This window comes from Brachybacterium sp. AG952 (genome assembly GCF_004362645.1).
Taxonomy (GTDB): domain Bacteria; phylum Actinomycetota; class Actinomycetes; order Actinomycetales; family Dermabacteraceae; genus Brachybacterium; species Brachybacterium conglomeratum.
The window spans coordinates 20,169-42,081 of the sequence record NZ_SNXV01000009.1 but is presented as its reverse complement, the minus strand read 5'-3'; the positions used below and the strand labels follow the sequence as shown (position 1 = coordinate 42,081).

Here is a 21,913-nt window from a genome sequence, read left to right as displayed (position 1 = left end):
AACGCAAGACCCCGAGTCATCCTCGACGGCGCCACCCCCAGTGAGACACTCGACGAACTGATCACCACGGTCGCACTCACCGACTGAAGCGGCCTGAGGTGAAGCGGTCGAAACCTGCCACTCGAGTTCTTTCGCGCCGCGCCCGTTCGCGGCCGGCCTGCGGCGCGGAGGGGAGCACAGGTGCGCGGGCCAGGGCACGGGCGCCGGAGCACGTCGGGCCAGGGCACGGGCTGAGGGGCACGAGCGCCGTTGACCGTGCAGCGGCGCCTTCAGACGATGCCGCTCAGGCGGCGCCCATGTACGCCAGCGCCCGGCGCACCAGCAGGTCGCGGCCGCCGTCCATCTCGTGGAGCGGGGAGGAGTCGCCGAGCAGCTCGTCCACCCCGAACCAGGACAGCTCCAGGGCGTCCTCCTGTGGGGCGGTCTCCCCGTCGATCGGGACCACGTAGGCCAGCGAGATCGCGTGCTGGCGCGGGTCGTGGAAGGGGGAGACGCCGGGTGTGGGGAAGTACTCCGCGACCGTGAACGGGACGGGGGAGACGGGGACGCGCGGCATCGCCATCGGCCCGAGATCCTTCTCGACGTGCCGGGCGATCGCCTCGCGCAGCGTCTCGTGGATCAGCACCCGTCCGGAGACGATCGCACGCACGATCTGACCGGCACCGGAGGCGCGCAGCAGCAGCCCCACCTCGGCCACGGCCCCGTCCACGTCGGTGCGCACGGGCACCACGTCGACGTAGGTGATCGGCAGGTGGCGGCGCAGGTCGGAGACGCGCTCCGGATCGAACCAGGAGCCCTCGGAGTCCACGGCGGTGCGGCTGCTCATGCGTTCCCTCCCGGGATCGGTGCGGTGGTGGCGGCGCCCGTGGCGTCGGCGGTGGTGTGGGGCGCGAGCTGCGCCTTGTCGACGATGAAGCGGGGGTTCTGCGCCCGGGTGGGCACCTCGACGGCGTGGTCGACCTGTTCGCCAGCGATCATCCGCACCCGCCAGGTGGTGCCCTCGAGCTCGATCAGCGACAGCGTCGCGTTCGGGATGGAGGGCAGGGGGCGCTCGATGATCCCCGAGAGCAGGAAGCGGATCAGGGTGCCGTGCGCGACCAGCAGCACCTTCTGGCCGGGGTAGCGGGTCTCGAGGTCCTCGAGCGCGTCGTAGCCGCGGTCGGCGACGGCCTGATGGTCCTCGCGGCCCGGGAACGAACGGCCCGGGTAGCGGGCCTCCATCTCCTCGACGGGCTGTCCCTCGGCCGCGCCCCAGTCGATCTCGACCAGACGTGCCTCCGTGCCGCCGAAGGGGATGCCGTGGTCCTCGCCGATGATGCGGCCGGTCTGCTCGGCGCGCTGCAGCGGCGAGGTGATGACCACGTCCCAGTCCACGGCGGGCAGACGGTCGAAGGCGGCGTGGGCCTGCGCGATCCCGGTGTCGTTCAGCGGGATGTCCGAGGACCCCTGGAAGAGGTTCTGCAGGTTGTAGTCCGTCTGCCCGTGGCGGACGAGCCCGAACAGGGTCATGGGGCGCTCTCCTCGATCTCGAGCCGTGTGCGGTCGTCTGCGCGGCCGCCGCCTCCGCGGCCGCCGCATGCGTGCGCGAGAAGGGACTCGAACCCTCACGCCCTCGGGCACTGGAACCTAAATCCAGCGCGTCTGCCAATTCCGCCACTCGCGCGCCGGGCCAGCCTAGCGGGCGCGTCGCGGTGCGCCCGAACCGCCTCGTCGACGTGCTCCGGTAGGCTCGGACGGTCGGAGGCGCACGACCGGACCGGTCCCGGTCGGCACAGCGCGCCCCACCTTTCACGGACACCGATCCCCGACCTCTCAGGAGTTCCCCATGAGCGCCCTCGCAGGCAAGACCGCCGTCGTCACCGGATCCTCGCGCGGGGTCGGTGCGGCCACCGCGAAGCTGCTCGCCGCTGAGGGCGCGAACGTCGTCATCAACTACCGCCAGAAGGCGCCCCGGGCGAACAAGGTCGTCGCCGAGATCGAGGCCGCCGGCGGCAAGGCCGTCGCCGTCGGCGCGGACCTCACCACGGCCGAGGGCCTCGAGGCGCTCATGTCCGCCGCGATCGAGAGCTTCGGCGGGCTCGACCTGCTGGTGCTGAACGCGTCCGGCGGCATGGAGAAGGACCTCGGCGAGGACTACGCCATGCGCCTGAACCGCGACGCGCAGGTCGCCGCGCTCGAGGCCGGCCTCGCGCACCTGCCCGCGGGCGGTCGCGTCGTGTTCGTGACGAGCCACCAGGCCCACTTCATCGACGACGTCGAGACCATGCCCGAGTACGAGCAGGTCGCCCGCTCCAAGCGCGCCGGCGAGACCGCCCTCACCGAGCGCCTCCCGGAGATGCGCGACGAGGGCGTCACCTTCGTCGTCGTCTCGGGCGACATGATCGAGGGCACCGTCACCGCGACCCTGCTCGACCGCGCCCGCCCCGGCGCGCTGGAGCAGCGCCGGGAGGCGGCCGGGAAGCTGTACTCGGTCGAGGAGTTCGCGGCCGAGGTCGCGAAGATGGCGACGGCCGACGTGGAGACCGGGCACGTGGAGCTCGTCGGCGGCGCCGACGACTTCCTGGCCCGCACCCAGGGCTGATCGTCCGACCCGTACCCTCGATCACGATACGATCTGCACAGCAGACCCTGATCAACCCGGAGGCAGTGGTGGCAGACAAGAAGAGCCTGGACGACATGCGCGACGAGGCCTATCGGCGTCAGGACAACCTCGCGTCCGACATCGATGAGCTGATCGACCGCGTGAACCCGAAGAACGCCGTGACCCGCTGGAAGAACGAGCTGGTCGGCTCGGTCAAGGGTTTTTCGGCCGCCGGTGACGGGAAGTCCGACGCGACCCTTCCTGTGGTCGTGGGCGGCGTCATCGGCGTGGTCGTGCTCGGCGCAGGCATCGCGGTGCTGGTCGCCCGCTCGCGTCGCGAGCGGACGCGGGGCGAGAAGATCGCCGCGGCCATGAAGGAGGCGCGACGCAGCACCGAGCGCTCCGCGAAGAAGGCCGCGAAGTCCGTGAAGAAGTCCTCCCTGCCCCGCGCGAAGCAGGCGGAGAAGCAGGCCGCCGAGCTCGGCGCGATCCTGCAGGAGGCCGCGAAGCGGGCCGAGAAGAAGGTCGCCGCCGCCGGCAGCTGACCTCCGGCCGAGAGGCATCCGCGGCGCCCTGGACCCCCGAGCGGGTCCGGGGCGTCGTCGCGTCCGGGGGCACGAGCACGTGGCCGACGGGCTGGCGCGCGGCCGATGGGCTGGCACACGGCCAGCATGCGGCCGACGAGCCGATACACAGCCGACGGCCCCGCGCCGCCCCGCTGCGGACCGGCCGGTCGGGACTCAGTCCACCCGACCGTCGAGGTAGAGCCACACACCGTCCTCGCGCACGAAGCGGGAGATCTCGCGCTGGACAGCGCGGCCGCCCGGCCCCTTCGAGATCGCGGTGAACTCCACGGTGCCCGCGTCGTCGAACGGTCCGCCGGCTGTCGTCGAATGGATCTCGAGCCGCAGCCAGCGCACCTCCTCGGCGAGCGAGGCGGCGAGATCCTCCCGCGAGGGGGCGGTGGTGGGGTGCCAGCTGCGCAGCAGGTGCTCGAGGTCCCGCACGGCGAAGGCGGTGTACCGCGAGCGCATCAGCGCCTCGGCGGTCGGGGCACGACGTTCGCGGCGCAGCACGGGCCCGCAGCAGGCGCCGAGCACGTCACCGCTCCCGCAGGGGCAGCGGGCGTCGTCGGGCAGGGGAGCGGGGGAGTCGGCCATGGTCCCAGTATCGCGGTCGGACCTGGCAGGATCTCCCCATGACCGATCGCGACCCCGACAGCCCCGCCCCCGGCGCCGACGACGGGCCCGGCGCCGCCGGCCCGGCCGCACTTCCTGACGGATACCGCCTGGAGCACGCCGCACCGAGGAGCGAGGAGTACGTCCGTCTGCGCGAGATCGCGGGGCTCAGCCCCCGCACCCCGGAGCAGGCGGTCGGCGCGCTCGAGAACAGCTGGGCCTGGACCACGATCCGCACCGCCGACGGCGGCCTCGCTGCGATGGGCCGCACCCTCGGCGACGGCACCTGGTACTTCCACCTCGCCGACATCGCCACCGACCCCGACCATCAGCGCCGCGGCCTCGGACGCGCCGTGATGGAGGACCTCATCGACCGGATCGAGCGGGCCGCGCCCCCGCAGCCGTACATCACCCTGCTCGCCGATCCGCCGGGACAGCGCCTCTACCGCTCCCTCGGCTTCATCGACTCGGACCCCAGCCTCGGCATGCGCCTGCCCCGCTGACACAGCCCGGACCGGATGCTCAGCGCGCTTCCCTATCCTGGCCTGATGAAGTCCTTCGAGATCGACGAGAACGACCCCCGCACCCCGCTCGAGCGGATGCTCGCGGGGGACTGGTACCGCGCCGACGACCCCGAGATCCAGGCGGCCTTCCGCCACGCGCTGGAGGAGTCCGACCGCTTCGGCCGCGAGTACCCCGCCGATCCCGACGGTGCGCAGGAGATCCTCCGCGAGCTGCTGGGGACCTTCGGCGAGGGCGCGCACGTGCGGGCGCCGCTGCAGGTGGACTACGGCAGCCGTCTCCACATCGGGGAGGGCACCTTCGTGAACTTCGGGCTGACGGCCCTGGACGTCGTGGACATCCGCATCGGCCGCAGCTGCCAGCTCGGCCCGAACATCCAGCTGCTCACCCCGATCCACCCGCTGGAGCCCGGGCCGCGCCGGGACGGCTGGGAGGCGGCGGAGCCGATCACCATCGGCGACAACGTCTGGATCGGCGGGGGAGCGATCATCATGCCGGGCGTGACCATCGGCGAGGACTCCGTGATCGGGGCGGGGTCCGTGGTCACCCGCGACATCCCGGCGCGCAGCCTCGCCGTCGGCAGCCCCGCGAAGGTGATCCGCGAGCTCTGAGCGGTCGGTCCGGCCGGCGTCGGCGCGATCAGGCGCCTGTCGGCGGCTTGTTCGCGCTCCTGCCTGCGCTCCTGCCGACGGCCGCGCCCGCGTCGCTCAGCGGCGCGACCAGCCCTTCGTGGACGGGCCCACCGTCGGCCGCCATCCGGTCTCGGACATGAACCGCACCGAGGAGACGCGCAGCGAGCGCCGCTGCACCTCGAGCCGGGTGCCGACGATCGCCTGCGTGATCTCGGGATAGAACTTCGCCGGCGTCTCGGCCCCGGCCTCCATCGCGAGATCCTTCGCCCAGCGGCCGCGGGTGATCGGCTCGCCGCCGACGTTGTAGAAGCCGCTGTCGGCCCGCAGCGCGGCGACGAAGGCGAGACCGGCATCGGTGTGGTGGAGCAGGGTGATGTAGTTCTCCGGCTTGCCCAGCAGGATCGGGTCCCCCTCGCGGGTGGCCTTCAGCGCATGCGTGGTCTGCGGGTCGCGGCCGAACAGCTGGCCGAGGCGCAGGACCACGGCGCTGCGACCGGAGGTCGCGAAGTCCACCGCCGCCCGCATCTCCCGCACGCGCGGGCGGAACGCCTGGTTGCGCACGGACAGCGGCTGGTCCTCGGTGATCCAGTCGGTGCCGTTGTCCGGGTAGAGGAAGACGGAGGACTCCTGGATCAGCTTGCGCACCTCTGCCTCGGCGGCGGCCTTCGCGATCGCGACCGAGGCCTCGAGGTGGAGGCGGTCGTCCTCACGCCAGGCGAGCGGGCGCAGGCCCGACATGCCGACCGGGACGTGGGCGAGGGTGTTGATCACGACGTCATGGCCGCGGAAGGCGCGGGCGAGGTCGGTGGCGTCGAAGACGTCGGCGACCACGGCGGCGCCGCCGCGGCCCTCGACGATAGGTACACCGGAATCGCGGCGGGTGATGCCCGTGACCTCGTGCCCGGCGGCGACGAGCGCCTCGACGGCCTCCTGACCGAGCACTCCGGTGGCACCGGTGACCGCGATCCTCACGCTGACCTCCTCCGCTGAGAGCCGCTCCCCGGCCCTCGCGCTGACTTCCCTGGGAGGTACGAGTCTAGGGGACCGGCGCTGGTCCCCGCGCCGTCGACGGTCCCTATGGCTCGGGCAGCACTTTCGGTCCGGCGGTCTCACCTTTCACCGCATGATCGACCTCGAGCTGTTCCCGTTCCGTGCGGAGGGAGGGCTGTGCGTGGACGGTGCTGGCACCCGAGAGGCCGTCGACGCATGAAGGCGTGCGAAGGGCGTGCGACGCGGTATGGAGGAGGCCCTCTTCCGTTCGCCCTTCCGTTCGGTTCACGGCCTGTGCATCGTCCGCCGGTCGGCCTACGGTCGAAGGCGAGCAGATGGCTCAGCTGGCCTCAGGGTCGGCTCACCGGAAGAGGAGATCACGATGGCTGATCAGAACAACCCCGGACAGTTCGGCAACCGCAGCGATACAGAACAGCAGGCTCAGAAGGGCGGCCAGGAGAGCTCCGGCAGCTTCGGCGAGAAGAACGCTGCTGATCCCAGCGAGGTCGGTCAGGAGGGCGGCCGGGCCAGCTCCGGCAGCTTCGGCGAGCAGAACGCCGCCGATCCCAGCGAGGCCGGGCGAAGGGGCGCAGAGGCGCAGCCGACCGAGGCGAAGCGCGAGGGCGGCCGCAACAGCGGCCAGGGTTCCTGACAGCTCGCGCGCCTGGTGCGCCCGGGCGAGGACTCCGGGATCGGAGAGTCGCCGGCGTACCTGCAGCGAGAGCCCTCGCGAGCGCGCCGGGGTGCCCGAGCCCGTTGACGACCGCTGATCGACCGACCATTGAACCGACTGTTCGAGGAGCCACCGATGACGAAGAGTTTGGAAGCAATCGCCCTGGTCTGCACGCTCAAGGCGTCGCCGGCGGTATCGAGCAGCGATGTCATGGCCCGGCAGGTCCTCGACGAGCTCGGCACGCACGGTGTGCATGGCGACGTAGTGCGTGTGGTCGACTTCGACGTGCGGCCCGGGGTCGAGGAGGACATGGGCGGCGGGGACGAGTGGCCGGCGATCGCGGATCGAGTGCGCTCCGCCGATATCCTCGTGTTCGCGACCCCGACCTGGCTCGGCCACATGTCCAGCGTCGCCCAACGGGTTCTCGAACGGTTGGACGCCGAACTGTCTCGGACGGATGCGCACGGCCGCCCGGCGATGTACGGCAAGACGGCAGTGGTGGCCGTCGTGGGCAACGAGGACGGCGCCCACAAGATCATCGCCGACTCGTTCCAGGCGCTCAACGACATCGGCTTCACGATCCCCGCGCAGGGTGGCACCTATTGGAACAGCGAGGCGATGAATCCTCGGGACTACAAGGACCTCGAGAAGACGCCGGAGGCCGTGGCGTCGACGACGAACGCTCTTGCTGCCAACGCGGTGCACCTCGCGACGCTGCTCTCGGACAGTGCCTATCCGGGACGTTAGCCCGTCCCACGTCCGGCGGGTCCGCGCCTCCTCCTCCGACGTGGCCACCGCGTGAAGGCCGTCGTCCGGGGGCAGTTCGATCACGTCGGAGAGAGCCGACAGAACGGAGAGTTCGACGATGCCGCAGAAGCGCCGCCCCTTCGACGCCACATGGCTGCCCTTCGGAATGATCATCGGCTTCGCGCTGTCCATCGGCATCCTGCTGCCCCTCACCGGCAGTGTGCTGATCACCGCCGGAGCAGGCCTCCTGCTCGGTGCCGCCCTCGGCATCGTGCTGGGCCTTCGGCCTTGACGTCGCCCGATCTCCGGCTCACAGGGTTGCACGTCCCGGCCGCTGAGGGACGGCCGAGCAGATCAGCGGCGGATGATCTTTGCGTGTCCGTGGGGGGCCTCTTCGACGGCCTCGGACTGTTCCGGGACACGAAGAAGCCCCACCGGGTGACCGGTGGGGCTTCTTCCTCGGGTGCGCCATCAGGGACTCGAACCCCGGACCCGCTGATTAAGAGTCAGCTGCTCTAACCAACTGAGCTAATGGCGCCGACAGAGAAGAACTCTACCCCCGCGTCGCGCGCTGTCCAACTCGAGGGGCCGCGCTGTGAGCGAGGGAACAGCGAGGGGCGTCGAGGAGGGCCAGCGAGCAGGGGCATGGGGCCGGCGACGCCGCGCTCAGGCGAAGCGCTGCACGGCCACGGGATGGGCCGCGACGAGCTCGCGGATCTCCTCGTCCTCGGGATCGGCGAGCACCACGGCCAGCGGGCCGCGGGCAAGGATCCGGCCCCGGCCGAGCACCGCGATCTCGGGGCACAGCCGCTGCAGGAGCTCGATGTCGTGGGAGGCGACGAGCGCGCCGATGCCGAGTCGCTCGATGGTCGCGCCGAGGGAGCGGGCGAGGCGGGCGCGGGTGTTGGGGTCCACGGCGGTCAGCGGCTCGTCCAGGACGAGCAGCTCTGGCCGGGTCGACAGCGCGGTCGCGAGGGCGACGCGCTGGATCTCGCCGCCGGAGAGGGTGCGCATGGTGCGGGGCAGGAAGCGCTCCTCGAGCCCGACGCTCTCCAGCATCTCGGCGGGGGAGACGGAGTGGGTGCGGCCGCCCTTGCGGGCCTCCTTCGCGGCGAGCTGAAGGCGGGAGCCGACGGTCTCGCGCGGGTCGGTGATCGTCATCGCGTACTGGGAGACGAAGCGGACGGCGGCGCGGAAGCGGCGCCTGTCCTTCCCCCGCAGCTTCGCGACGTCCCGCCCTTCCCACAGGACGCGGCCGGCGCTGGGACGGTGCTCCCCGGCGAGAGTCGCCAGCAGCGTGGTCTTGCCCGCGCCCGAGGCTCCGAGCAGGCCCAGCGGCCCCTGCTCGGCACGCAGCTCGAGGTCCACCCCTTCGAGCACGACCTCACCGGGATAGCCGGCGTGCAGGGCGGTGGCGGTGAGGGCGGTGGGTGCAGGCATCGGTGACTTTCTCGCGGAGTGTGCGGCCAGGAGCACTCTAGCCAGCTCGGCTGGGCCGCGCCGGGGAGGACCGCCGGGGCGGGCGACCAGGCCGGGCGACCAGGCGGCTCCCGACGAGGCACGATGCGGCCCCCCACAGTCAGCCCACGGCGTCCTTCGAGAGGAACGAGCGCATCATCCGGGCGAGCTCCTGGACGGGACCGTCGTCATGGGTCGCACCCTGCATCGCCCGCACCGTCTTCTCGCGGACGGCCAGGTTCAGCACGAGTCCGAGCAGCGCCCTGCCGGCGAAGCCGGGATCGACGCCCCTGCGCAGCATCCCCTGCTCGCCATAGGCGGTGAAGCACTGCTCGAAGATGTTCTCGTGCACGCGTCGAAGCCGCGCCATGCGGAAGCGTCCCGGGTGATCGCCGCTGACCGATTCGGCGGCGAGCGTGGCCAGCAGCCGCACGTGCAGGGCCCCCGGGTGCCAGGTCGCCGCGAGCTCCTGCATGAGCGCCTCCGGCTCGACGCTCAGCCGCTCGACCTCCTCGAGAGTCTGCTGCGTGCGGTCCTCGAGGGAGTCGATGACCGTGTGGAGCAGGCTGTCCTTCGAGGGGAAGTGGTGCATGAGTCCCGGATGGGAGATCCCGATGTGGCCGGCGATGTCACGCAGGCTCGCCCCGTGATAGCCGTGCTCGGCGAACATCTCGGCGGCACCGCCGAGGATCTCCTCCCGCCTGCTGCGCGGTGCGATGCCACGACGGGCTCGTTCGGTGAGCATCGTCGTGCTCGCCGCGGCGGACGCGAGCCGTCGCGGATCGTCGGATCCCTCGGTCGCCGGGGCATCGGCCCGCCGGTAGGGCCGCAGCGGCGGCGAGTCCGAACCGTCGGCCCTCGGCGTGGCGGCGCTGAGCGGGCACAGCGGGAGCGTCTCGGGTGCCTTGATGCTCAGGGGCACCTTCTGTTCGGGGTCGGCGAGCTCGATCGCCTGACGCAGGGGGAGGAGCCCGTCGACGTCGATGTGCTGCATGTCCAGGAGGTCCAGGGTGACGCGCGGAGCAGGTTCGAGGCCCCGGGCCTGGGCCACGACGGGGAGCACGGAGTCGTAGGTCCGGGCGGTGAGGCATCCCGCGATGGAGAGGACGACCTCGTGGAGGTCCAGATCGACATGGACCGTCACGGAGAGGGAGTGGGGCATGAGTGGAGGCCGTTTCGTGCACGCTGGTGGAGAGGCCTCCTGCTAGACCTCACCCGGAGCCTAGCCCACCCGGGGACGAACCGCGCTCCTGCGTCTCGAACGACGTGGTCGAGGGCGCGGAACTCACCGAGGCGACGAGCTGGGCCGCCAGCTCGCTCCACGTGACGTCGCGGTGTTCGAGGCCGTCTTGGGAGCTCGACGGCCTCCTCCCGGCTGCATCAGTGGCGGCCCGTGAGGATCCCTACCGCACGGTCGGTCTCCGTACGGGACGACGACGCGGCCCGGCCCCGGCATCGCTCGTCCGGGAGCGCTGCCGGGGCCGGCCCGGTCGGCACGCGAGGACAGGGGCCGGGCGCGCCGACGCGGGTGGGTGGGTCAGCGGGCGCCGAGACGCCGTGCGAGCAGGTCCTTGGCGAGTTCCGCACCCTTCGTGCTGTCGCTCTGCGCCTTGCCGAACAGGTCGGCGAGCTCGGTGTCGCCGGCCTCCTCCGCGTCGGCGCGGTAGGTCTCCAGACGCAGGGCGTTGGACAGGCACTGCTCCGCGAACCAGATCAGGTCGTAGTTCTTGTCCTTCGTCCCGGTGATCCGTCCACCGTCGTCGGCGTGGTTCATCATCGTCCCTCTCTCCGGTCGTCCGTCGATGGCTGTGCGGCACCGTCGTCAGGACGGCGTCGGCACGTCCCATCCCATGCCCCGTCGTCACGACGGTCAACCGGGCGCGGCGCCCCTGCAGGCAGGAGGCCTGGACCGATCGGACGGCCCGGCGCGGCCCGCGCTGAGTAGGGTCGAGCTCATTAGGGTCGTGCCCATGAGGCAGGTGAGACAGGACAGCGGTGCGGAGACGAGCGGTGCGCGGCGACGCGCACTGAGGTCACGAGAAGACGGAGGTGCGGGCATGACCATTCCCCGACAGCCCACGGCGCTGCTGCTCGTCGCGGCGGCGACGATCCTCCTGGCCGGCTGCCAGGGCGGCTTCCCCGCGGATCCCCAGGGCACCCTCGACCGGGCCCGAGAAGGCGTGCTCCGGGTCGGTGTCAGCGAGAACCCGCCCTGGACCGACGTGGCCGCCGACGGCGCCGTCAGCGGGTCCGAGGTCGAACTGCTCACCGACTATGCCGAGACGATCGACGCTGAGGTCGAGTGGGTGCCGGCAGGGGAGAACACCCTGGCGGCGATGATGCGGGAGGGACAGCTCGACGTGGTCGTCGGCGGGCTCGCCTCCGACGTCCCCTGGACCTCCGAGATCGCCACGACGCGCCCCTACACCACGACGACCGGGCCCGACGGCGCCGAGGTGAAGATCGTCGTCGGAGTCCAGCCGGGCGAGAACGCGCTGATGACCGACATCGAACGGTTCCTCGCCGAGCGCGGGGGCGAGCTGTGAACGGCTCCGAGGGCGAGGGCGGCGAGGAGGCGACGGGGTCGGGCCACGACGCCTTCGGCGAGGAGCAGCGCGAGACGCTGCGCCGGGCCCGACGCCTCGAGTGGATCACGCTGGCCTGGATGTCGGCGACAGTCGCGCTGGTCGCGCTCGTCGCGGGGCAGTCCCAGGCGATGCGGGCCGCCTGGGCGGAGGACATGCTCTCGCTGCTGCCCCCGATCGCCTTCCTCGTCGCGGCGCGACGGATCCGGAAGAGGCCCGACCGCCACCACCCCTATGGCTTCCACCGTTCGATCGGGGTCGCCCACCTGGTCGCCGCGATCGCACTGCTCACCATGGGCGGCTATCTCGCGGTCGACTCGGTGATGACCCTGGTGACCGTCGAACGGCCGCCGATCGGGCTCACGGTCCTCTTCGGCCACGCGATCTGGTCCGGCTGGCTGATGGTCGCCGTGATGGTGGTGACCAGCATCGGCCCGGTGATCCTGGGGTACAAGAAGCTCGCGCTCTCCGAGAAGCTGCACGACAAGGTGCTGTTCGCCGATGCCGACATGAGCAAGGCCGACTGGTCCACCGCGGTCGCCACCATCGCCGGTGTGATCGGGGTGGGGCTCGGGCTCTGGTGGGCGGATGCGACCGCCGCGCTGCTGGTGTCCGTCTCGATCCTGCGTGACGGTGTGAAGAACCTTCGCAGCTCGATCGGCGGGCTCACCGACGCCGAGGCGCGGACCTTCGACGACTCCGCACCGCATCCGCTGACGCGACGGATCGAGGAGCGGGCGGAGGAGGAGTCCTGGGTGGGGGAGGCCTCGGCCCGGGTCCGCGACGAGGGGCACGTCTTCCACGCCGAGGTGTTCGTGGTCCCCGCCGCGGGGACCGAGCCGACCCTCGACCGGATCGCCGCGCTGCGCGACCGGATCGACGAGCTCGACTGGAAGGTGCACGACGTCGTCATCGCCCCCGTTCCCGAGCTGCCGCCTGCGCAGACCTTTCGGTCGACACTGCGGACGGGGGCCGACGGCGCCCCCTAGCGTGGAACCACACCCCGAGATCACCACCGGAAGGCGGGACCATGAGAGCAGTGACCTGGCAGGGCACCGAGCACGTGAGCGTCGAGACCGTGCCCGACCCGATCCTCCAGCAGCCCACCGACGCGATCGTCCGCATCACCTCCACCGCGATCTGCGGCTCAGACCTCCACCTGTACTCGGTCCTCGGACCGTTCATGACGCCCGGCGACGTGATCGGGCACGAGCCGATGGGGATCGTCGAGGAGGTCGGCTCCGAGGTGACCGGGGTGCGCCCCGGGGACCGGGTCGTCGTCCCCTTCACCATCTCCTGCGGGCACTGCGCCATGTGCGGGCAGGGGCTCCCCTCCCAGTGCGAGACCACCCAGGTGACCGAGCGCGGCACGGGAGCCGCGCTGCTGGGCTACTCGAAGCTCTACGGCCAGGTCCCCGGTGGTCAGGCCGAGCACCTCCGGGTGCCGCACGCCGACTACGGCCTGATGAAGGTCGGCACTGAGCTGCCCGACGACAACTACCTCTTCCTCAGCGACATCCTCCCCACCGCGTGGCAGGCCGTGCAGTACGCCGGCGTTCCGGCGCACCGCACCCTCGCGGTGATCGGCCTGGGACCTGTCGGCCAGCTGTCGGCCCGGATCGGGCGCCACCTGGGGGCCCGCGTGTTCGGCATCGATCCCGTCCCCGAGCGCCGGGCCATGGCCGAGCGTCACGGCATCGAGGTGCTGGACCTGAACGAGGACGCCGTGGGCGAGATCCGCGAGCGCACCCAGGGGCGCGGGCCCGACGCCGTCGTCGACGCCGTGGGCATGGAGGCCGAGGGCAGCCCGGTCGCCGGTCTCGCCCAGACCCTCGCCGGCAAGCTCCCCGACGCGGTCGCGCAGCCGCTCATGGAGCGCGCCGGGGTGGACCGGCTCGCTGCCCTGCACACCGCCATTGACCTCGTGCGCCGCGGCGGGACCGTGTCCCTCTCCGGCGTCTACGGCGGCGCGGCCAGCCCGATGCCGCTGCTGACGATGTTCGACAAGCAGCTCCAGCTGCGCATGGGCCAGTGCAACGTGCGGGTCTGGACCGACGCGCTGCTGCCGCTGGTCGAGGACCCCGTGGATCCCCTGGGCGTCGGAGACCTGGTCACCCACCGGCTCCCGCTGGAGGAGGCGGCCGTGGGCTACGACCTCTTCCAGCGCAAGCACGACGGCTGCATCAAGGTCGTGCTCGACCCGACGATCGCCTCCGCCCCGACGACCCCCTGAACCGCTCCCGGCGCACCGCCGCGGACACCCACCACCGAGACCGAGGAGGACACATGTCCGATCAGCTCACCTTCACGAACCCCGTCACTCGCTTCCCCGAGATCACCCCGCCGAAGCAGGACCAGCCGGAACCCGGACTGGATGCCGAGCTCATCCCCGGCACCGACCGGGGCGAGGAGTCCTACCGCGGCACCGGCCGCCTCGAGGGCCGCCGCGCGCTGATCACCGGCGCCGACTCCGGCATCGGCGCAGCGGTCGCGATCGCCTTCGCCCGCGAGGGTGCGGACGTCGCGCTGAACTACCTCCCCCAGGAGGAGGAGGACGCCCAGCACATCGCGGCCGTCATCCGGGAGGCCGGACGCACCGCCGTGCTGCTGCCCGGCGACCTCACCGACGCGGACTTCTGCCGCCGACTCGTCGAGGACGCCGTGGAAGGGCTCGGCGGTCTCGATGCGCTCGTGAACAACGCGGGCCGACAGATCGCGGTCGAATCCCTCGAGGAGATCGACGACCAGCAGTGGGAGGACACCTACGCGGTCAACATCCACGCGATGTTCCGCATCACCCAGGCCGCGCTGAAGCACCTCCCCGCCGGCTCCACGATCGTGAACTCCACCTCGATCCAGGCCTATCAGCCCTCGCCCACGCTCGTGGACTACGCCTCCACCAAGGCGGCGATCAACAACTTCACCAAGGGGCTCGCCCAGCAGCTCGCTCCGCGCGGCATCCGCGTCAACGCGGTCGCCCCGGGACCGATCTGGACCCCGCTCCAGGTCTCCGACGGACAGCCCAAGGAGGCGCTGCCGGAGTTCGGCAAGAGCACGCCGCTCGGCCGCGCCGGCCAGCCCACCGAGCTCGCGCCGGCCTACGTCTTCCTCACCTCCTCCGAGTCCAGCTACGTGCTCGGGGAGACCCTCGCCGTGACGGGAGGGAGCCCGACCCCGTGAGCCCGGACCACACGACGCGCACCGCGGAACCGGGAACGACGCCGCGCACCGCTCTGCTCCTCGTCGACCTGCAGGAGGCCTTCTTCGAGGCTCCAGGCCTCGCCGCCGCCCGCGCCGACGTCCTCGCCGCGGTGGGGGCGCTCGCGGACGGAGCCCGCGAGGCCGGGGCCCCGATCCTGCTGGTGACGACCGAACACAGTCGCGATCGCTCCACCTGGACGCTGAGCATGCTCGACGACGACCAGGGCTACCTGTTCCACGGCGATCCGAGCACCGCTGTGGTGCACGAGCTGGACACCTCCGGGATGACCGGCGTCGAGAAGACCCGCGACAGCGCCTGGTTCGGCACCGACCTCGCCCTGAGGCTCCGGAACCTGGGCGTGGACCGGGTGCTGATCGCCGGCGTCTCGACCCATGCCTGCATCGCCCAGACCGCCCGGGACGCCTATGCCCACAACGTCCGCGCCGCGGTGGTCGAGGATGCGGTCGCCGACGAGCGGACCGAGCACATGCGCACGGTCCTCGACCTCCTGGTCGGCGATCGGCAGGCCGAGCTCGTGACGCTCGAGGATGCCCTCGCACGTCTGCGGTCCTGAGCGTCGCGCGGCACGCTCTCAGGGGGCGCGGTGGGCCTGGCGATCCGGATCGGGGTCCTCGTGGCCGGGGCGCGGGGCGCCGTCGTCAGGCCGCAGCCGGACCGGCAGAGAGGCGGGGTGCCAGACCTCCGCGAGTGCCCGCAGCAGGTCCTCGCGGCCGCTGCGGAACTCGTCGAGGCGCTCGAGCGCCGACTGGGCGTGGTCCTCCAGCCGGTCGATCACGCCGTCGAGGAGGACGTCCTTGGCCTCGAAGTGGTGCAGCATCCCTGAATGGGAGATGCCGATGTGGGCGGAGATGTCGCGCAGGCTGGCCCCGTGGTACCCGTGCTCGGCGAACATCGCCGCCGCGCCGTCGAGGATCTCCTCCCGACGCCCCCGGGGCGGTGTGCGCGGGTGCTCGCCGTCGGGCTCCGACCGCGAGGGACTAGGTCGGCGGTCCCGGTGCTTCGCCTCGTGGCCGTGAGGCGGTTCGGATGTCTCTCCCTGCATCGGCGTAGTCCTCGTCCCTCGTGGTGCGTCGGACAGAGGCGGGATCTCGCGTCTGCTCGGAGCGTCCGACCATGTGGTCGCCGCCACGATCTCCTCAGCGTAGACCACGCCGGATCCGCCGACCGCGACGCCCATGTCTCAGGAGCGCACGAGCCGCGCGATCGCGGCAGAGGCCTCCTTGAGCTTCTCCTCGCCCTCGGGGCCGCCGGAGCGGGCCGCATCCAGGACGCAGTGCTGCATGTGGTCGTCCAGCAGGCCCATCGCCACGCCGTCCAGGGCGCTCTTCAGCGCGGAGATCTGCGTGAGGATGTCGATGCAGTACTTCTCCTCGTCGACCATCCGGTGCAGGCCCCGTGCCTGGCCCTCGATCCGCTTCAGGCGCGCGAGATAGCGGGACTTGTCGGTGATGTAGCCGTGGTGGTGCTCGTGGTCCTCGGCGGCACCGGCCTCCGCGGCGCCCGTCAAGGGGGCCTCCGCCGCGGCGGTGCCGTCGACGGCGGCGGCCGTGGGATCGATGGTGGTCATGGGGTCCTCCTGGGACGGGCGGGCGGGGAGAGCGGAGCGGGCGGTCAGGCCGCGGCCGCGGCCTTCTGACGGTTCTCGGGTGCGGCGGAGGCCGACGCCTGCGGGGTCTCCGGCGCACGGGTGCGGAAGGACCGCAGGCGCAGGCTGTTGCCGACCACGAACACGCTGGAGAACGCCATCGCGGCTCCGGCGAGCATCGGGTTCAGCAGACCCAGCGCCGCCAGCGGGATGGCCGCGACGTTGTACGCGAAGGCCCAGAACAGGTTGCCCTTGATGGTGGAGAGGGTACGACGGGACAGGCGGATCGCGTCGGCCGCGGAGCGCAGGTCGCCGCGCACCAGGGTGATGTCCCCGGCCTCGATCGCGACGTCGGTCCCGGTGCCCATCGCGAGTCCGAGGTCGGCCTGGGCGAGCGCCGGGGCGTCGTTCACGCCGTCGCCGACCATCGCGACGATCCTGCCCTGCTCCTGGAGCCGGGTGACCTCGGCGATCTTGTCCTCGGGCATGACCTCGGCGACGACCTCGTCGATCCCGACCTCGGCCGCGATGTGCTCGGCGACGGCGCGGTTGTCGCCGGTGAGCAGCACGGGGGTGAGGCCGAGGCCCTTCAGCTGGGTGATGGCCTCGGCACTGGTGGGCTTGACGGTGTCGGCGACGACGAGCACGCCGCGCGCCTCGCCGCCCCAGACCACGACCACGGCGGTCTCGCCGCGGGCCTCCGCAGACGCCTTCGCGGTGGCGAGCTCGGCGGGCATCGCGGCGCCGTCCAGCAGGTTCTTCCGTCCGACGAGGACCCGGGCGCCCTCGACGGTGCCGCGCACTCCGCGACCGGCGAGGTTCTCGAAGTCGGTCACCTCGGGCAGGGTGCCGTCGGCCCCCGCCGCCCCCCGGGCGGCAGCGCCCTGCGCGATGGCCTGGGCGATCGGGTGCTCGGAGGCGTTCTCGACGGCGCCGGCGCGGCGCAGCAGCTCTGCCGGGTCGGTGCCGGGGGCGGCGACCGCCTCGGTGAGGGTCATCCTCCCGGTGGTGACGGTGCCGGTCTTGTCCAGCAGCACGGTGTCGACGCGGCGGGTGGACTCGAGCACCTCGGGCCCCTTGAGCAGGATGCCCATCTGGGCGCCGCGGCCGGTGCCGACCAGCAGGGCGGTGGGGGTGGCGAGGCCGAGCGCGCAGGGGCAGGCGATGATCAGCACCGCGACGGCCGCGGTGAAGGCGGCCTCGGCGCCGTTCCCGGTCAGCAGCCAGGCGGCGAGGACGACAATCGCGATGACGAAGACGATCGGCACGAAGATGCCCGAGACCCTGTCGGCGAGGCGCTGGATCTCGGCCTTGCCGGACTGGGCGTCCTCCACCATCTGCGCCATGCGGGCGAGCTGGGTGTCGGCGCCGACGCGGGTCGCGCGGACCACGAGACGGCCGCCGGCGTTGACGGTCGCGCCGGTGACGGCGTCGCCCTCACCCACCTCGACGGGCACTGACTCGCCGGTGAGCATCGAGACGTCCACGGCGGAGCTGCCCTGCTCGACGACGCCGTCGGTGGCGATCTTCTCGCCGGGTCGGACCACGAAGAGGTCTCCCTCGGCGAGCTCGCCGACGGGCACGCGCACCTCGGCGCCGCCCTTCAGCACGGCGACGTCCTTCGCGCCCATGTCCAGCAGGGCGCGCAGCGCGGCACCGGCCTGGCGCTTCGAGCGCTTCTCGAGATAGCGGCCCAGCAGGATGAACATGGTCACGCCCGCGGCGACCTCGAGGTAGATGTTCGCCGAGCCGTCGGTCCGGCCGATGGTCAGCGAGAACTCATGGGTCATCCCCGGCATCCCCGCGGTGCCGAGGAACAGGGCGTACAGAGACCAGAGGTAGGCGGCGGTCACGCCGACGGAGATCAGCGTGTCCATGGTCGTGGCGCCGTGGCGGAGGTTGATCGCGGCGGCGCGGTGGAAGGGCCAGGCCGCCCACACCACGACGGGGGAGGCGAGCGTCAGGACGAGCCACTGCCAGTTCGTGAACTGCAGCGCCGGCACCATCGACAGCACGATCACCGGGATCGTGAGGAGCGCCGCGCCGATCAGGCGCTGGCGCAGGGAGCGCAGCTCGGGATCCTCCGACTCCTCGGCGTCCTCCCCCTCGGAGCGCTCCTTCGGCGGGGCGGGGAGGGCGGCGGTGTAGCCGGCCTTCTCGACCGTGGTCACGAGCTGCTGGGGGTCGTAGCCTTCCGGTGCCATGACCCGCGCCTTCTCGGTCGCGTAGTTCACCGACGCGCTGATGCCGTCGAGCTTGTTGAGCTTGCGCTCGATGCGGTTCGCGCACGAGGCGCAGGTCATGCCGCCGATCTCGAGCTCGATGCCGACGTCGAGCGGCTGCGGGGCCTCTCTGGTGCTCATCCTGGGGCTTCTTCCTCGCGGGCTGAGACCGCGTCGTATGAGGGGCTGAGGCAGGTCCGCGGCGGCCGGTGGGGACCGGCCGCCGCGGGAGGGGAGGGCCGCGCAGGGCGACGCCTCTGCCGCGGGGCGACCCTCGGAGGTCTCAGGCGCGGACGGCGGAGTAGCCGGCCTCCTCGACGGCGGCGAGCACGGCGGCCTCGTCGACCGCGGCGTCGGAGCCGACGCGGAGCAGGCCGGTCTCGTGGCTGACCTCGACGCCGGTGACGCCGGGGACCTCGCCGACCTCCTCGCGGACGGACATCTCGCAGTGGCCGCAGGTCATGCCGGTGACCTGGAAGTCGATCGTGGTCGCGCTCATGGAACTCTCCTCGTGATGATCCGGGTATACCCTCAAGGGGTATCGAACTGTCTCCATTTATACCCCCAAGGGGTATATGGGTTCAAGGTCCCTGCGGGGGAACGGGGTGTCGTCCGTCACCCCGGGGTGCTTCGATGGGGCCATGAGCATCGATGCCGTCGCCCACATCCGCGAGGAGACCGAGCGGTCCGTCGCCGCCCTCACCTCCGTCGACCCCGAGCAGAGCGTTCCCACCTGCCCCGACTGGACCGCCGACGACCTGCTGTGGCACCTCGCCGAGGTCCACGAGTTCTGGGCGGCGATCCTCGAGTCCGGGGCGACCGCCGAGGAGCAGGTCATGGCGATCGAGGAGGGCAAGGACGCGCGGCCCGCCGAGCGCGACGCCCTCCTCGCCCGCCGCGCGAGTGCGACCGAGGCGCTGCTGTCCCAGCTCGTCGCCCGCGCCGACGACGAGCCCGCCTGGTTCTGGTACTCCGCCGTCCAGGGCGTGGGGATCACCCGCCGCATGCAGACCCACGAGGCGACGATCCATCGCGTCGACGCCGAGCTCACCGCCGGCCGCTCCGTCACCCCGATCCCGCGGCAGATCGCGGCCGACGGGCTCGCCCACGTGCTCGAGGTGATGTGGCCCGCCGGCTTCGAGTGGATCCCCGACTGGGCCGAGACGCGTCCCGTCGCCGTCGTCGAGATCGCCCCCGAGGGCGGCACCGCCCGGATGCTGGAGATCAGCCGCTGGAGCGGGACCCGGCCCCGTGACGGGAAGGAGTTCGACGCCCCCGTCGGCCGCCTCCTGTCCGAGGGGCAGGCTCCCGGCGACCTGCCTCGGGCCCGCGCCGCCGGCACCGCGCAGGCGCTGGACCTGTGGGCCTGGGGGCGCGAGCAGGCCCTCGCGCACCTGGAGGGCGAGGAGCAGCGCGTGGCCGTCCAGGGAGACTCCGCCGGCATCGCCCAGCTCGCCTCGCTCATCGCCGAGGGGCACGACTGACCTCTCGATCTCGTGGTGCGCGGGCATCGGCTGTCGGCCGCGCAGGGCCCGCGCGCAGGTGCGGAGCATCCGCGCCATGCCGCGCGGCGACGGCGCTCAGCCCCGCGGCACCAGCACCACCGGGACATGTGCCCAGCCGCCCACCGGCGCGATCTCCCGCTCGCCGGGCGTCTCGCCGGGGCGCACGTCCGCCGCGGAGAGCAGCGCCTTCAGCAGCGTGAGCAGCTCGAGCGTCGCGAGGGGACGGCCCGGGCAGACGTGGGGACCGGCGCCGTAGACCAGGTTCCGCTCCGCGTTCCCCGCGGGGTCCAGCGCCTCCGGATCGGGGAAGACCCGACCGTCACGGTTGGCCGAGGTCCAGTGCACCAGCACCCGCTCGCCCGCACCGATCTCGCGACCGGCGAGGGGCACGGGGCAGGTGGCGACCCGTCGATTGGAGACGAAGGGGTCGTCGATGCGCAGCAGCTCGTCGATGATCGCGGTCGCCTCCTCGTCCGAGCCGTCCCGCACCCGATCCGCGAGAGCGGGGGCATGGGCGAGGGCATGGAGCAGCACCCCGGTGCACAGCGCGATCGAGCCGAGGTCCCCGCCGGTCCAGTTGCGCAGGATCGAGACGATCTCCTCCTCGTGCAGCGCCCGCTCCGTGGAGCCCGGCACCTCGGGATCCGGCAGTGGCACCCGCAGTCGCAGCAGCGCGGTGGTCGGATCCTCCGGCGCGTCCTGCTCGGCGGCCCGACGCGGTGCGAGCACCGAGCGGATGATCGCGTCGAAGCGCTCGGCGACCTCGCGGGTCCGCTCCAGCTCTCCCGAGCGCGAGGCCTCGTGGTTGTCGGACATCCACTGCAGCAGCTCGGGCTCGAGCACGGCGGGCCAGCCCAGCCACGTGGTCTGCCCGCGCACCGCGAACACCGCGCCGAGCGCCGCGACCGCGTCGATCTCCGTGCCGGCCGCTCCCACCCCGTCCAGCAGCTCCTCCACGAGGCCCCCGGCGACCTCGCGCAGCACGGGGGCGAGGCGGGCCATCTCCTCGGGACCGAAGAACGGATCGGTCGCCGCGCGCATCGCGGCGTGCTCGGCGCCGTCGAGGCCGTTCGGCACCTGGAGGAAGCGCGAGACCCCGGAGGAGAAGCTCTCCGCGTCCTCGACGACCGCGAGCGCCTCGGCGTGGCCGAGCACCACCCAGGTCCCGTCGGGCGTGCGCGCCAGCGGCGAGCGCTCGCGCAGCTCGTCGGTCGCGGAGCGGGGTTCGAGTCCGGTGGGGTCGAGGATCGGCAGGCTCATGGCCTCACCCTAGGGAGCCCTCCAGGCGCCCCGCCGGGACCTCCTTCCTGCGCAGCCGCCCTCCGCCAGGTGCACGAGCGCCGCGAACAGGAGGAAGGCGAGCAGCACCACGCCGGTCGTCGCCAGCACCTGCGGCCAGGACGAGGCGGTCGGGTCGAGGAAGGCGTAGGGGTACCAGCCGGTCACGCCCCCGCGCAGCCAGGTCGCGACGAGATACACGATCGGATACGTCAGCCAGCCCAGGACCCGCCGGGCCGACGGGGTGCGGCGCCGCGGGGACAGGAGCCAGTCCAGCAGCGCCGCGACCGGGGCGAGACGGTGGAGCACGATCCCCGTCCAGCCGATGTCCCATCGCAGCAGCTCGTCCAGAGGCGCGACCAGCAGCGCGTAGATGATCCCGGTCATCACGAGGTAGAACGTGGCCGCGCCGCGCAGGTCGTCCCACCACGGCGGTCGCCGTCGCCGGGACAGCGCAGTCCCGGCCAGCAGCAGGAGGGCGAAGGCGAGGTTGGACTGGTTCGTGAAGAAGGAGAGGTGCTGGGCGAGAGAGCCGTCCCGGATCGCGGTGAGGGTGCTGGTGAGCAGGGCCGCCAGGACGAGGATCGCGACGGCGACCCGTGCGCCGCGGGCCGCGCGGACGGCGGTCGCCGAGCGGCCCGACGGCGTCGGCGGCGGCATCGCCGATGACGACATCGCCGATGGCTCCGTCGCCGACGACTCCGACGCGGATGATTCCGACGTCGACGGCATCG

At 72.2% G+C, this 21,913-nt stretch carries 26 protein-coding genes and 2 tRNA genes; 13 read left to right on the top strand and 15 right to left on the bottom strand.

Translation table 11 applies throughout. The features are described from left to right. Positions 1–283: 283 nt before the first annotated feature. The 3 genes from DEU31_RS16605 to DEU31_RS16595 form a co-directional block, all read right to left on the bottom strand. Positions 284–826 carry a DUF4916 domain-containing protein gene (locus DEU31_RS16605; protein WP_010549735.1) on the bottom strand — a complete coding sequence of 181 codons (543 nt, stop codon included), beginning with the start codon at positions 824–826 and terminating at the stop codon, positions 284–286. Beyond that, entirely contained in the window at positions 823–1,509 is a 687-nt protein-coding gene (locus DEU31_RS16600; RefSeq protein ID WP_133677944.1) for a histidine phosphatase family protein, read from the bottom strand. Before DEU31_RS16600 ends, DEU31_RS16605 begins: the two co-directional genes overlap by 4 nt. Before the next feature lie 72 nt (positions 1,510–1,581). Next, positions 1,582–1,663: transfer RNA gene (locus tag DEU31_RS16595), tRNA-Leu, on the bottom strand. A gap of 162 nt (positions 1,664–1,825) precedes the next feature. Between DEU31_RS16595 and DEU31_RS16590 the strand changes: the two genes are divergently transcribed. Beyond that, positions 1,826–2,581 carry an SDR family oxidoreductase gene (locus DEU31_RS16590; RefSeq protein WP_133677943.1) on the top strand — a complete coding sequence of 252 codons (756 nt, stop codon included), beginning with the start codon at positions 1,826–1,828 and terminating at the stop codon, positions 2,579–2,581. Positions 2,582–2,649: 68 nt separating this feature from the next. Beyond that, complete coding sequence (locus DEU31_RS16585; protein ID WP_010549732.1) at positions 2,650–3,126, top strand: hypothetical protein; 477 nt, start codon at positions 2,650–2,652, stop codon at positions 3,124–3,126. A 195-nt stretch (positions 3,127–3,321) separates the two neighbouring features. Here the strand turns inward: DEU31_RS16585 and DEU31_RS16580 are convergent, their stop codons facing one another. Further along, positions 3,322–3,741 (bottom strand): YchJ family protein, encoded by a 420-nt coding sequence (locus tag DEU31_RS16580; RefSeq protein WP_010549731.1) that lies wholly within the window; start codon positions 3,739–3,741, stop codon positions 3,322–3,324. 38 nt (positions 3,742–3,779) lie between these two features. Here DEU31_RS16580 and DEU31_RS16575 point away from each other — a divergent pair, with 38 nt between their 5' ends. Together DEU31_RS16575 and DEU31_RS16570 are read left to right on the top strand one after the other, a co-directional pair. Then, positions 3,780–4,262 (top strand): GNAT family N-acetyltransferase, encoded by a 483-nt coding sequence (locus DEU31_RS16575; protein ID WP_133677942.1) that lies wholly within the window; start codon positions 3,780–3,782, stop codon positions 4,260–4,262. A 45-nt stretch (positions 4,263–4,307) separates the two neighbouring features. Beyond that, a complete protein-coding gene (locus DEU31_RS16570) occupies positions 4,308–4,892 on the top strand; it encodes a sugar O-acetyltransferase (protein ID WP_053918269.1) in 585 nt (194 codons plus the stop codon). Positions 4,893–4,988: 96 nt separating this feature from the next. Here the strand turns inward: DEU31_RS16570 and DEU31_RS16565 are convergent, their stop codons facing one another. Further along, the gene (locus DEU31_RS16565) at positions 4,989–5,885 is read right to left on the bottom strand and encodes an NAD(P)-dependent oxidoreductase (RefSeq protein ID WP_133677941.1); all 897 of its coding nucleotides are present in this window, start codon (positions 5,883–5,885) and stop codon (positions 4,989–4,991) included. 400 nt (positions 5,886–6,285) lie between these two features. On the opposite strand from DEU31_RS16565, the gene DEU31_RS16560 reads away from it, so the two are divergent. The 3 genes from DEU31_RS16560 to DEU31_RS16900 all read left to right on the top strand — a co-directional run bounded on the left by DEU31_RS16560 (position 6,286) and on the right by DEU31_RS16900 (position 7,615). Beyond that, on the top strand, positions 6,286–6,555 hold the full coding sequence (locus tag DEU31_RS16560) for a stress protein (RefSeq protein WP_133677940.1): 270 nt from the start codon (positions 6,286–6,288) through the stop codon (positions 6,553–6,555). Between the two features lie 156 nt (positions 6,556–6,711). Next, entirely contained in the window at positions 6,712–7,323 is a 612-nt protein-coding gene (locus tag DEU31_RS16555) for an NAD(P)H-dependent oxidoreductase (protein WP_010549726.1), read from the top strand. Positions 7,324–7,441: 118 nt separating this feature from the next. Next, positions 7,442–7,615 (top strand): hypothetical protein, encoded by a 174-nt coding sequence (locus tag DEU31_RS16900; RefSeq protein ID WP_010549725.1) that lies wholly within the window; start codon positions 7,442–7,444, stop codon positions 7,613–7,615. 172 nt (positions 7,616–7,787) lie between these two features. On the opposite strand, the gene DEU31_RS16550 is transcribed toward DEU31_RS16900, so the two are convergent. From DEU31_RS16550 to DEU31_RS16535, 4 genes are all read right to left on the bottom strand, one after another. Beyond that, positions 7,788–7,861: transfer RNA gene (locus tag DEU31_RS16550), tRNA-Lys, on the bottom strand. Between the two features lie 128 nt (positions 7,862–7,989). Continuing rightward, positions 7,990–8,763: an ATP-binding cassette domain-containing protein gene (locus DEU31_RS16545; protein WP_133677939.1), complete on the bottom strand. Its 774-nt coding sequence runs from the start codon at positions 8,761–8,763 to the stop codon at positions 7,990–7,992. 139 nt (positions 8,764–8,902) lie between these two features. Beyond that, the gene (locus tag DEU31_RS16540) at positions 8,903–9,943 is read right to left on the bottom strand and encodes a TetR/AcrR family transcriptional regulator (RefSeq protein ID WP_133677938.1); all 1,041 of its coding nucleotides are present in this window, start codon (positions 9,941–9,943) and stop codon (positions 8,903–8,905) included. Between the two features lie 375 nt (positions 9,944–10,318). Next, positions 10,319–10,558, bottom strand: coding sequence for a hypothetical protein (locus DEU31_RS16535; protein ID WP_010549722.1), 240 nt, complete (start codon positions 10,556–10,558; stop codon positions 10,319–10,321). Between the two features lie 280 nt (positions 10,559–10,838). Between DEU31_RS16535 and DEU31_RS16530 the strand changes: the two genes are divergently transcribed. From DEU31_RS16530 to DEU31_RS16510, 5 genes are read left to right on the top strand one after another with little or no spacing between them, the layout of a single operon-like run. Beyond that, positions 10,839–11,327, top strand: coding sequence for a transporter substrate-binding domain-containing protein (locus DEU31_RS16530; protein WP_133677937.1), 489 nt, complete (start codon positions 10,839–10,841; stop codon positions 11,325–11,327). Then, positions 11,324–12,355 carry a cation diffusion facilitator family transporter gene (locus DEU31_RS16525; protein ID WP_133677936.1) on the top strand — a complete coding sequence of 344 codons (1,032 nt, stop codon included), beginning with the start codon at positions 11,324–11,326 and terminating at the stop codon, positions 12,353–12,355. The genes DEU31_RS16530 and DEU31_RS16525 overlap by 4 nt, the downstream gene beginning before the upstream one ends. A 41-nt stretch (positions 12,356–12,396) precedes the next feature. After that, a complete protein-coding gene (locus DEU31_RS16520; RefSeq protein ID WP_133677935.1) occupies positions 12,397–13,599 on the top strand; it encodes an alcohol dehydrogenase catalytic domain-containing protein in 1,203 nt (400 codons plus the stop codon). Between the two features lie 53 nt (positions 13,600–13,652). After that, positions 13,653–14,546, top strand: a complete 894-nt coding sequence (locus DEU31_RS16515) for an SDR family oxidoreductase (protein WP_133677934.1) — start codon at positions 13,653–13,655, stop codon at positions 14,544–14,546. Beyond that, entirely contained in the window at positions 14,543–15,142 is a 600-nt protein-coding gene (locus tag DEU31_RS16510; RefSeq protein WP_010549717.1) for an isochorismatase family cysteine hydrolase, read from the top strand. Before DEU31_RS16515 ends, DEU31_RS16510 begins: the two co-directional genes overlap by 4 nt. An 18-nt stretch (positions 15,143–15,160) precedes the next feature. Here the strand turns inward: DEU31_RS16510 and DEU31_RS16505 are convergent, their stop codons facing one another. The 4 genes from DEU31_RS16505 to DEU31_RS16490 form a co-directional block, all read right to left on the bottom strand. Then, entirely contained in the window at positions 15,161–15,631 is a 471-nt protein-coding gene (locus DEU31_RS16505) for a TetR/AcrR family transcriptional regulator (protein WP_279535637.1), read from the bottom strand. A 138-nt stretch (positions 15,632–15,769) separates the two neighbouring features. Beyond that, complete coding sequence (locus DEU31_RS16500; RefSeq protein ID WP_243733871.1) at positions 15,770–16,156, bottom strand: metal-sensitive transcriptional regulator; 387 nt, start codon at positions 16,154–16,156, stop codon at positions 15,770–15,772. A 44-nt stretch (positions 16,157–16,200) separates the two neighbouring features. Next, positions 16,201–18,537: a heavy metal translocating P-type ATPase gene (locus DEU31_RS16495; protein ID WP_133677932.1), complete on the bottom strand. Its 2,337-nt coding sequence runs from the start codon at positions 18,535–18,537 to the stop codon at positions 16,201–16,203. A gap of 142 nt (positions 18,538–18,679) precedes the next feature. Further along, positions 18,680–18,895, bottom strand: coding sequence for a cation transporter (locus DEU31_RS16490; RefSeq protein ID WP_010549713.1), 216 nt, complete (start codon positions 18,893–18,895; stop codon positions 18,680–18,682). A gap of 142 nt (positions 18,896–19,037) precedes the next feature. Between DEU31_RS16490 and DEU31_RS16485 the strand changes: the two genes are divergently transcribed. Beyond that, positions 19,038–19,880: a maleylpyruvate isomerase N-terminal domain-containing protein gene (locus DEU31_RS16485; RefSeq protein WP_010549712.1), complete on the top strand. Its 843-nt coding sequence runs from the start codon at positions 19,038–19,040 to the stop codon at positions 19,878–19,880. Between the two features lie 96 nt (positions 19,881–19,976). Here the strand turns inward: DEU31_RS16485 and DEU31_RS16480 are convergent, their stop codons facing one another. Both DEU31_RS16480 and DEU31_RS16475 read right to left on the bottom strand, forming a co-directional pair. Further along, positions 19,977–21,161, bottom strand: coding sequence for a cytochrome P450 (locus DEU31_RS16480; protein ID WP_010549711.1), 1,185 nt, complete (start codon positions 21,159–21,161; stop codon positions 19,977–19,979). A 9-nt stretch (positions 21,162–21,170) separates the two neighbouring features. Next, positions 21,171–21,854 (bottom strand): Pr6Pr family membrane protein, encoded by a 684-nt coding sequence (locus tag DEU31_RS16475; RefSeq protein ID WP_010549710.1) that lies wholly within the window; start codon positions 21,852–21,854, stop codon positions 21,171–21,173. Positions 21,855–21,913: the final 59 nt, after the last annotated feature.

Bases quoted from the DNA above. Each gene is read 5' to 3' on its own strand.
- DEU31_RS16605 (WP_010549735.1), bottom strand. From the start codon at position 826: ATGAGCAGCCGCACCGCCGTGGACTCCGAGGGCTCCTGGTTCGATCCG.
- DEU31_RS16600 (WP_133677944.1), bottom strand. From the start codon at position 1,509: ATGACCCTGTTCGGGCTCGTCCGCCACGGGCAGACGGACTACAACCTG.
- DEU31_RS16590 (WP_133677943.1), top strand. From the start codon at position 1,826: ATGAGCGCCCTCGCAGGCAAGACCGCCGTCGTCACCGGATCCTCGCGC.
- DEU31_RS16580 (WP_010549731.1), bottom strand. From the start codon at position 3,741: ATGGCCGACTCCCCCGCTCCCCTGCCCGACGACGCCCGCTGCCCCTGC.
- DEU31_RS16575 (WP_133677942.1), top strand. From the start codon at position 3,780: ATGACCGATCGCGACCCCGACAGCCCCGCCCCCGGCGCCGACGACGGG.
- DEU31_RS16570 (WP_053918269.1), top strand. From the start codon at position 4,308: ATGAAGTCCTTCGAGATCGACGAGAACGACCCCCGCACCCCGCTCGAG.
- DEU31_RS16560 (WP_133677940.1), top strand. From the start codon at position 6,286: ATGGCTGATCAGAACAACCCCGGACAGTTCGGCAACCGCAGCGATACA.
- DEU31_RS16555 (WP_010549726.1), top strand. From the start codon at position 6,712: ATGACGAAGAGTTTGGAAGCAATCGCCCTGGTCTGCACGCTCAAGGCG.
- DEU31_RS16900 (WP_010549725.1), top strand. From the start codon at position 7,442: ATGCCGCAGAAGCGCCGCCCCTTCGACGCCACATGGCTGCCCTTCGGA.
- DEU31_RS16545 (WP_133677939.1), bottom strand. From the start codon at position 8,763: ATGCCTGCACCCACCGCCCTCACCGCCACCGCCCTGCACGCCGGCTAT.
- DEU31_RS16540 (WP_133677938.1), bottom strand. From the start codon at position 9,943: ATGCCCCACTCCCTCTCCGTGACGGTCCATGTCGATCTGGACCTCCAC.
- DEU31_RS16535 (WP_010549722.1), bottom strand. From the start codon at position 10,558: ATGATGAACCACGCCGACGACGGTGGACGGATCACCGGGACGAAGGAC.
- DEU31_RS16530 (WP_133677937.1), top strand. From the start codon at position 10,839: ATGACCATTCCCCGACAGCCCACGGCGCTGCTGCTCGTCGCGGCGGCG.
- DEU31_RS16520 (WP_133677935.1), top strand. From the start codon at position 12,397: ATGAGAGCAGTGACCTGGCAGGGCACCGAGCACGTGAGCGTCGAGACC.
- DEU31_RS16515 (WP_133677934.1), top strand. From the start codon at position 13,653: ATGTCCGATCAGCTCACCTTCACGAACCCCGTCACTCGCTTCCCCGAG.
- DEU31_RS16505 (WP_279535637.1), bottom strand. From the start codon at position 15,631: ATGCAGGGAGAGACATCCGAACCGCCTCACGGCCACGAGGCGAAGCAC.
- DEU31_RS16500 (WP_243733871.1), bottom strand. From the start codon at position 16,156: ATGACCACCATCGATCCCACGGCCGCCGCCGTCGACGGCACCGCCGCG.
- DEU31_RS16495 (WP_133677932.1), bottom strand. From the start codon at position 18,537: ATGAGCACCAGAGAGGCCCCGCAGCCGCTCGACGTCGGCATCGAGCTC.
- DEU31_RS16490 (WP_010549713.1), bottom strand. From the start codon at position 18,895: ATGAGCGCGACCACGATCGACTTCCAGGTCACCGGCATGACCTGCGGC.
- DEU31_RS16485 (WP_010549712.1), top strand. From the start codon at position 19,038: ATGAGCATCGATGCCGTCGCCCACATCCGCGAGGAGACCGAGCGGTCC.
- DEU31_RS16480 (WP_010549711.1), bottom strand. From the start codon at position 21,161: ATGAGCCTGCCGATCCTCGACCCCACCGGACTCGAACCCCGCTCCGCG.
- DEU31_RS16475 (WP_010549710.1), bottom strand. From the start codon at position 21,854: ATGTCGTCATCGGCGATGCCGCCGCCGACGCCGTCGGGCCGCTCGGCG.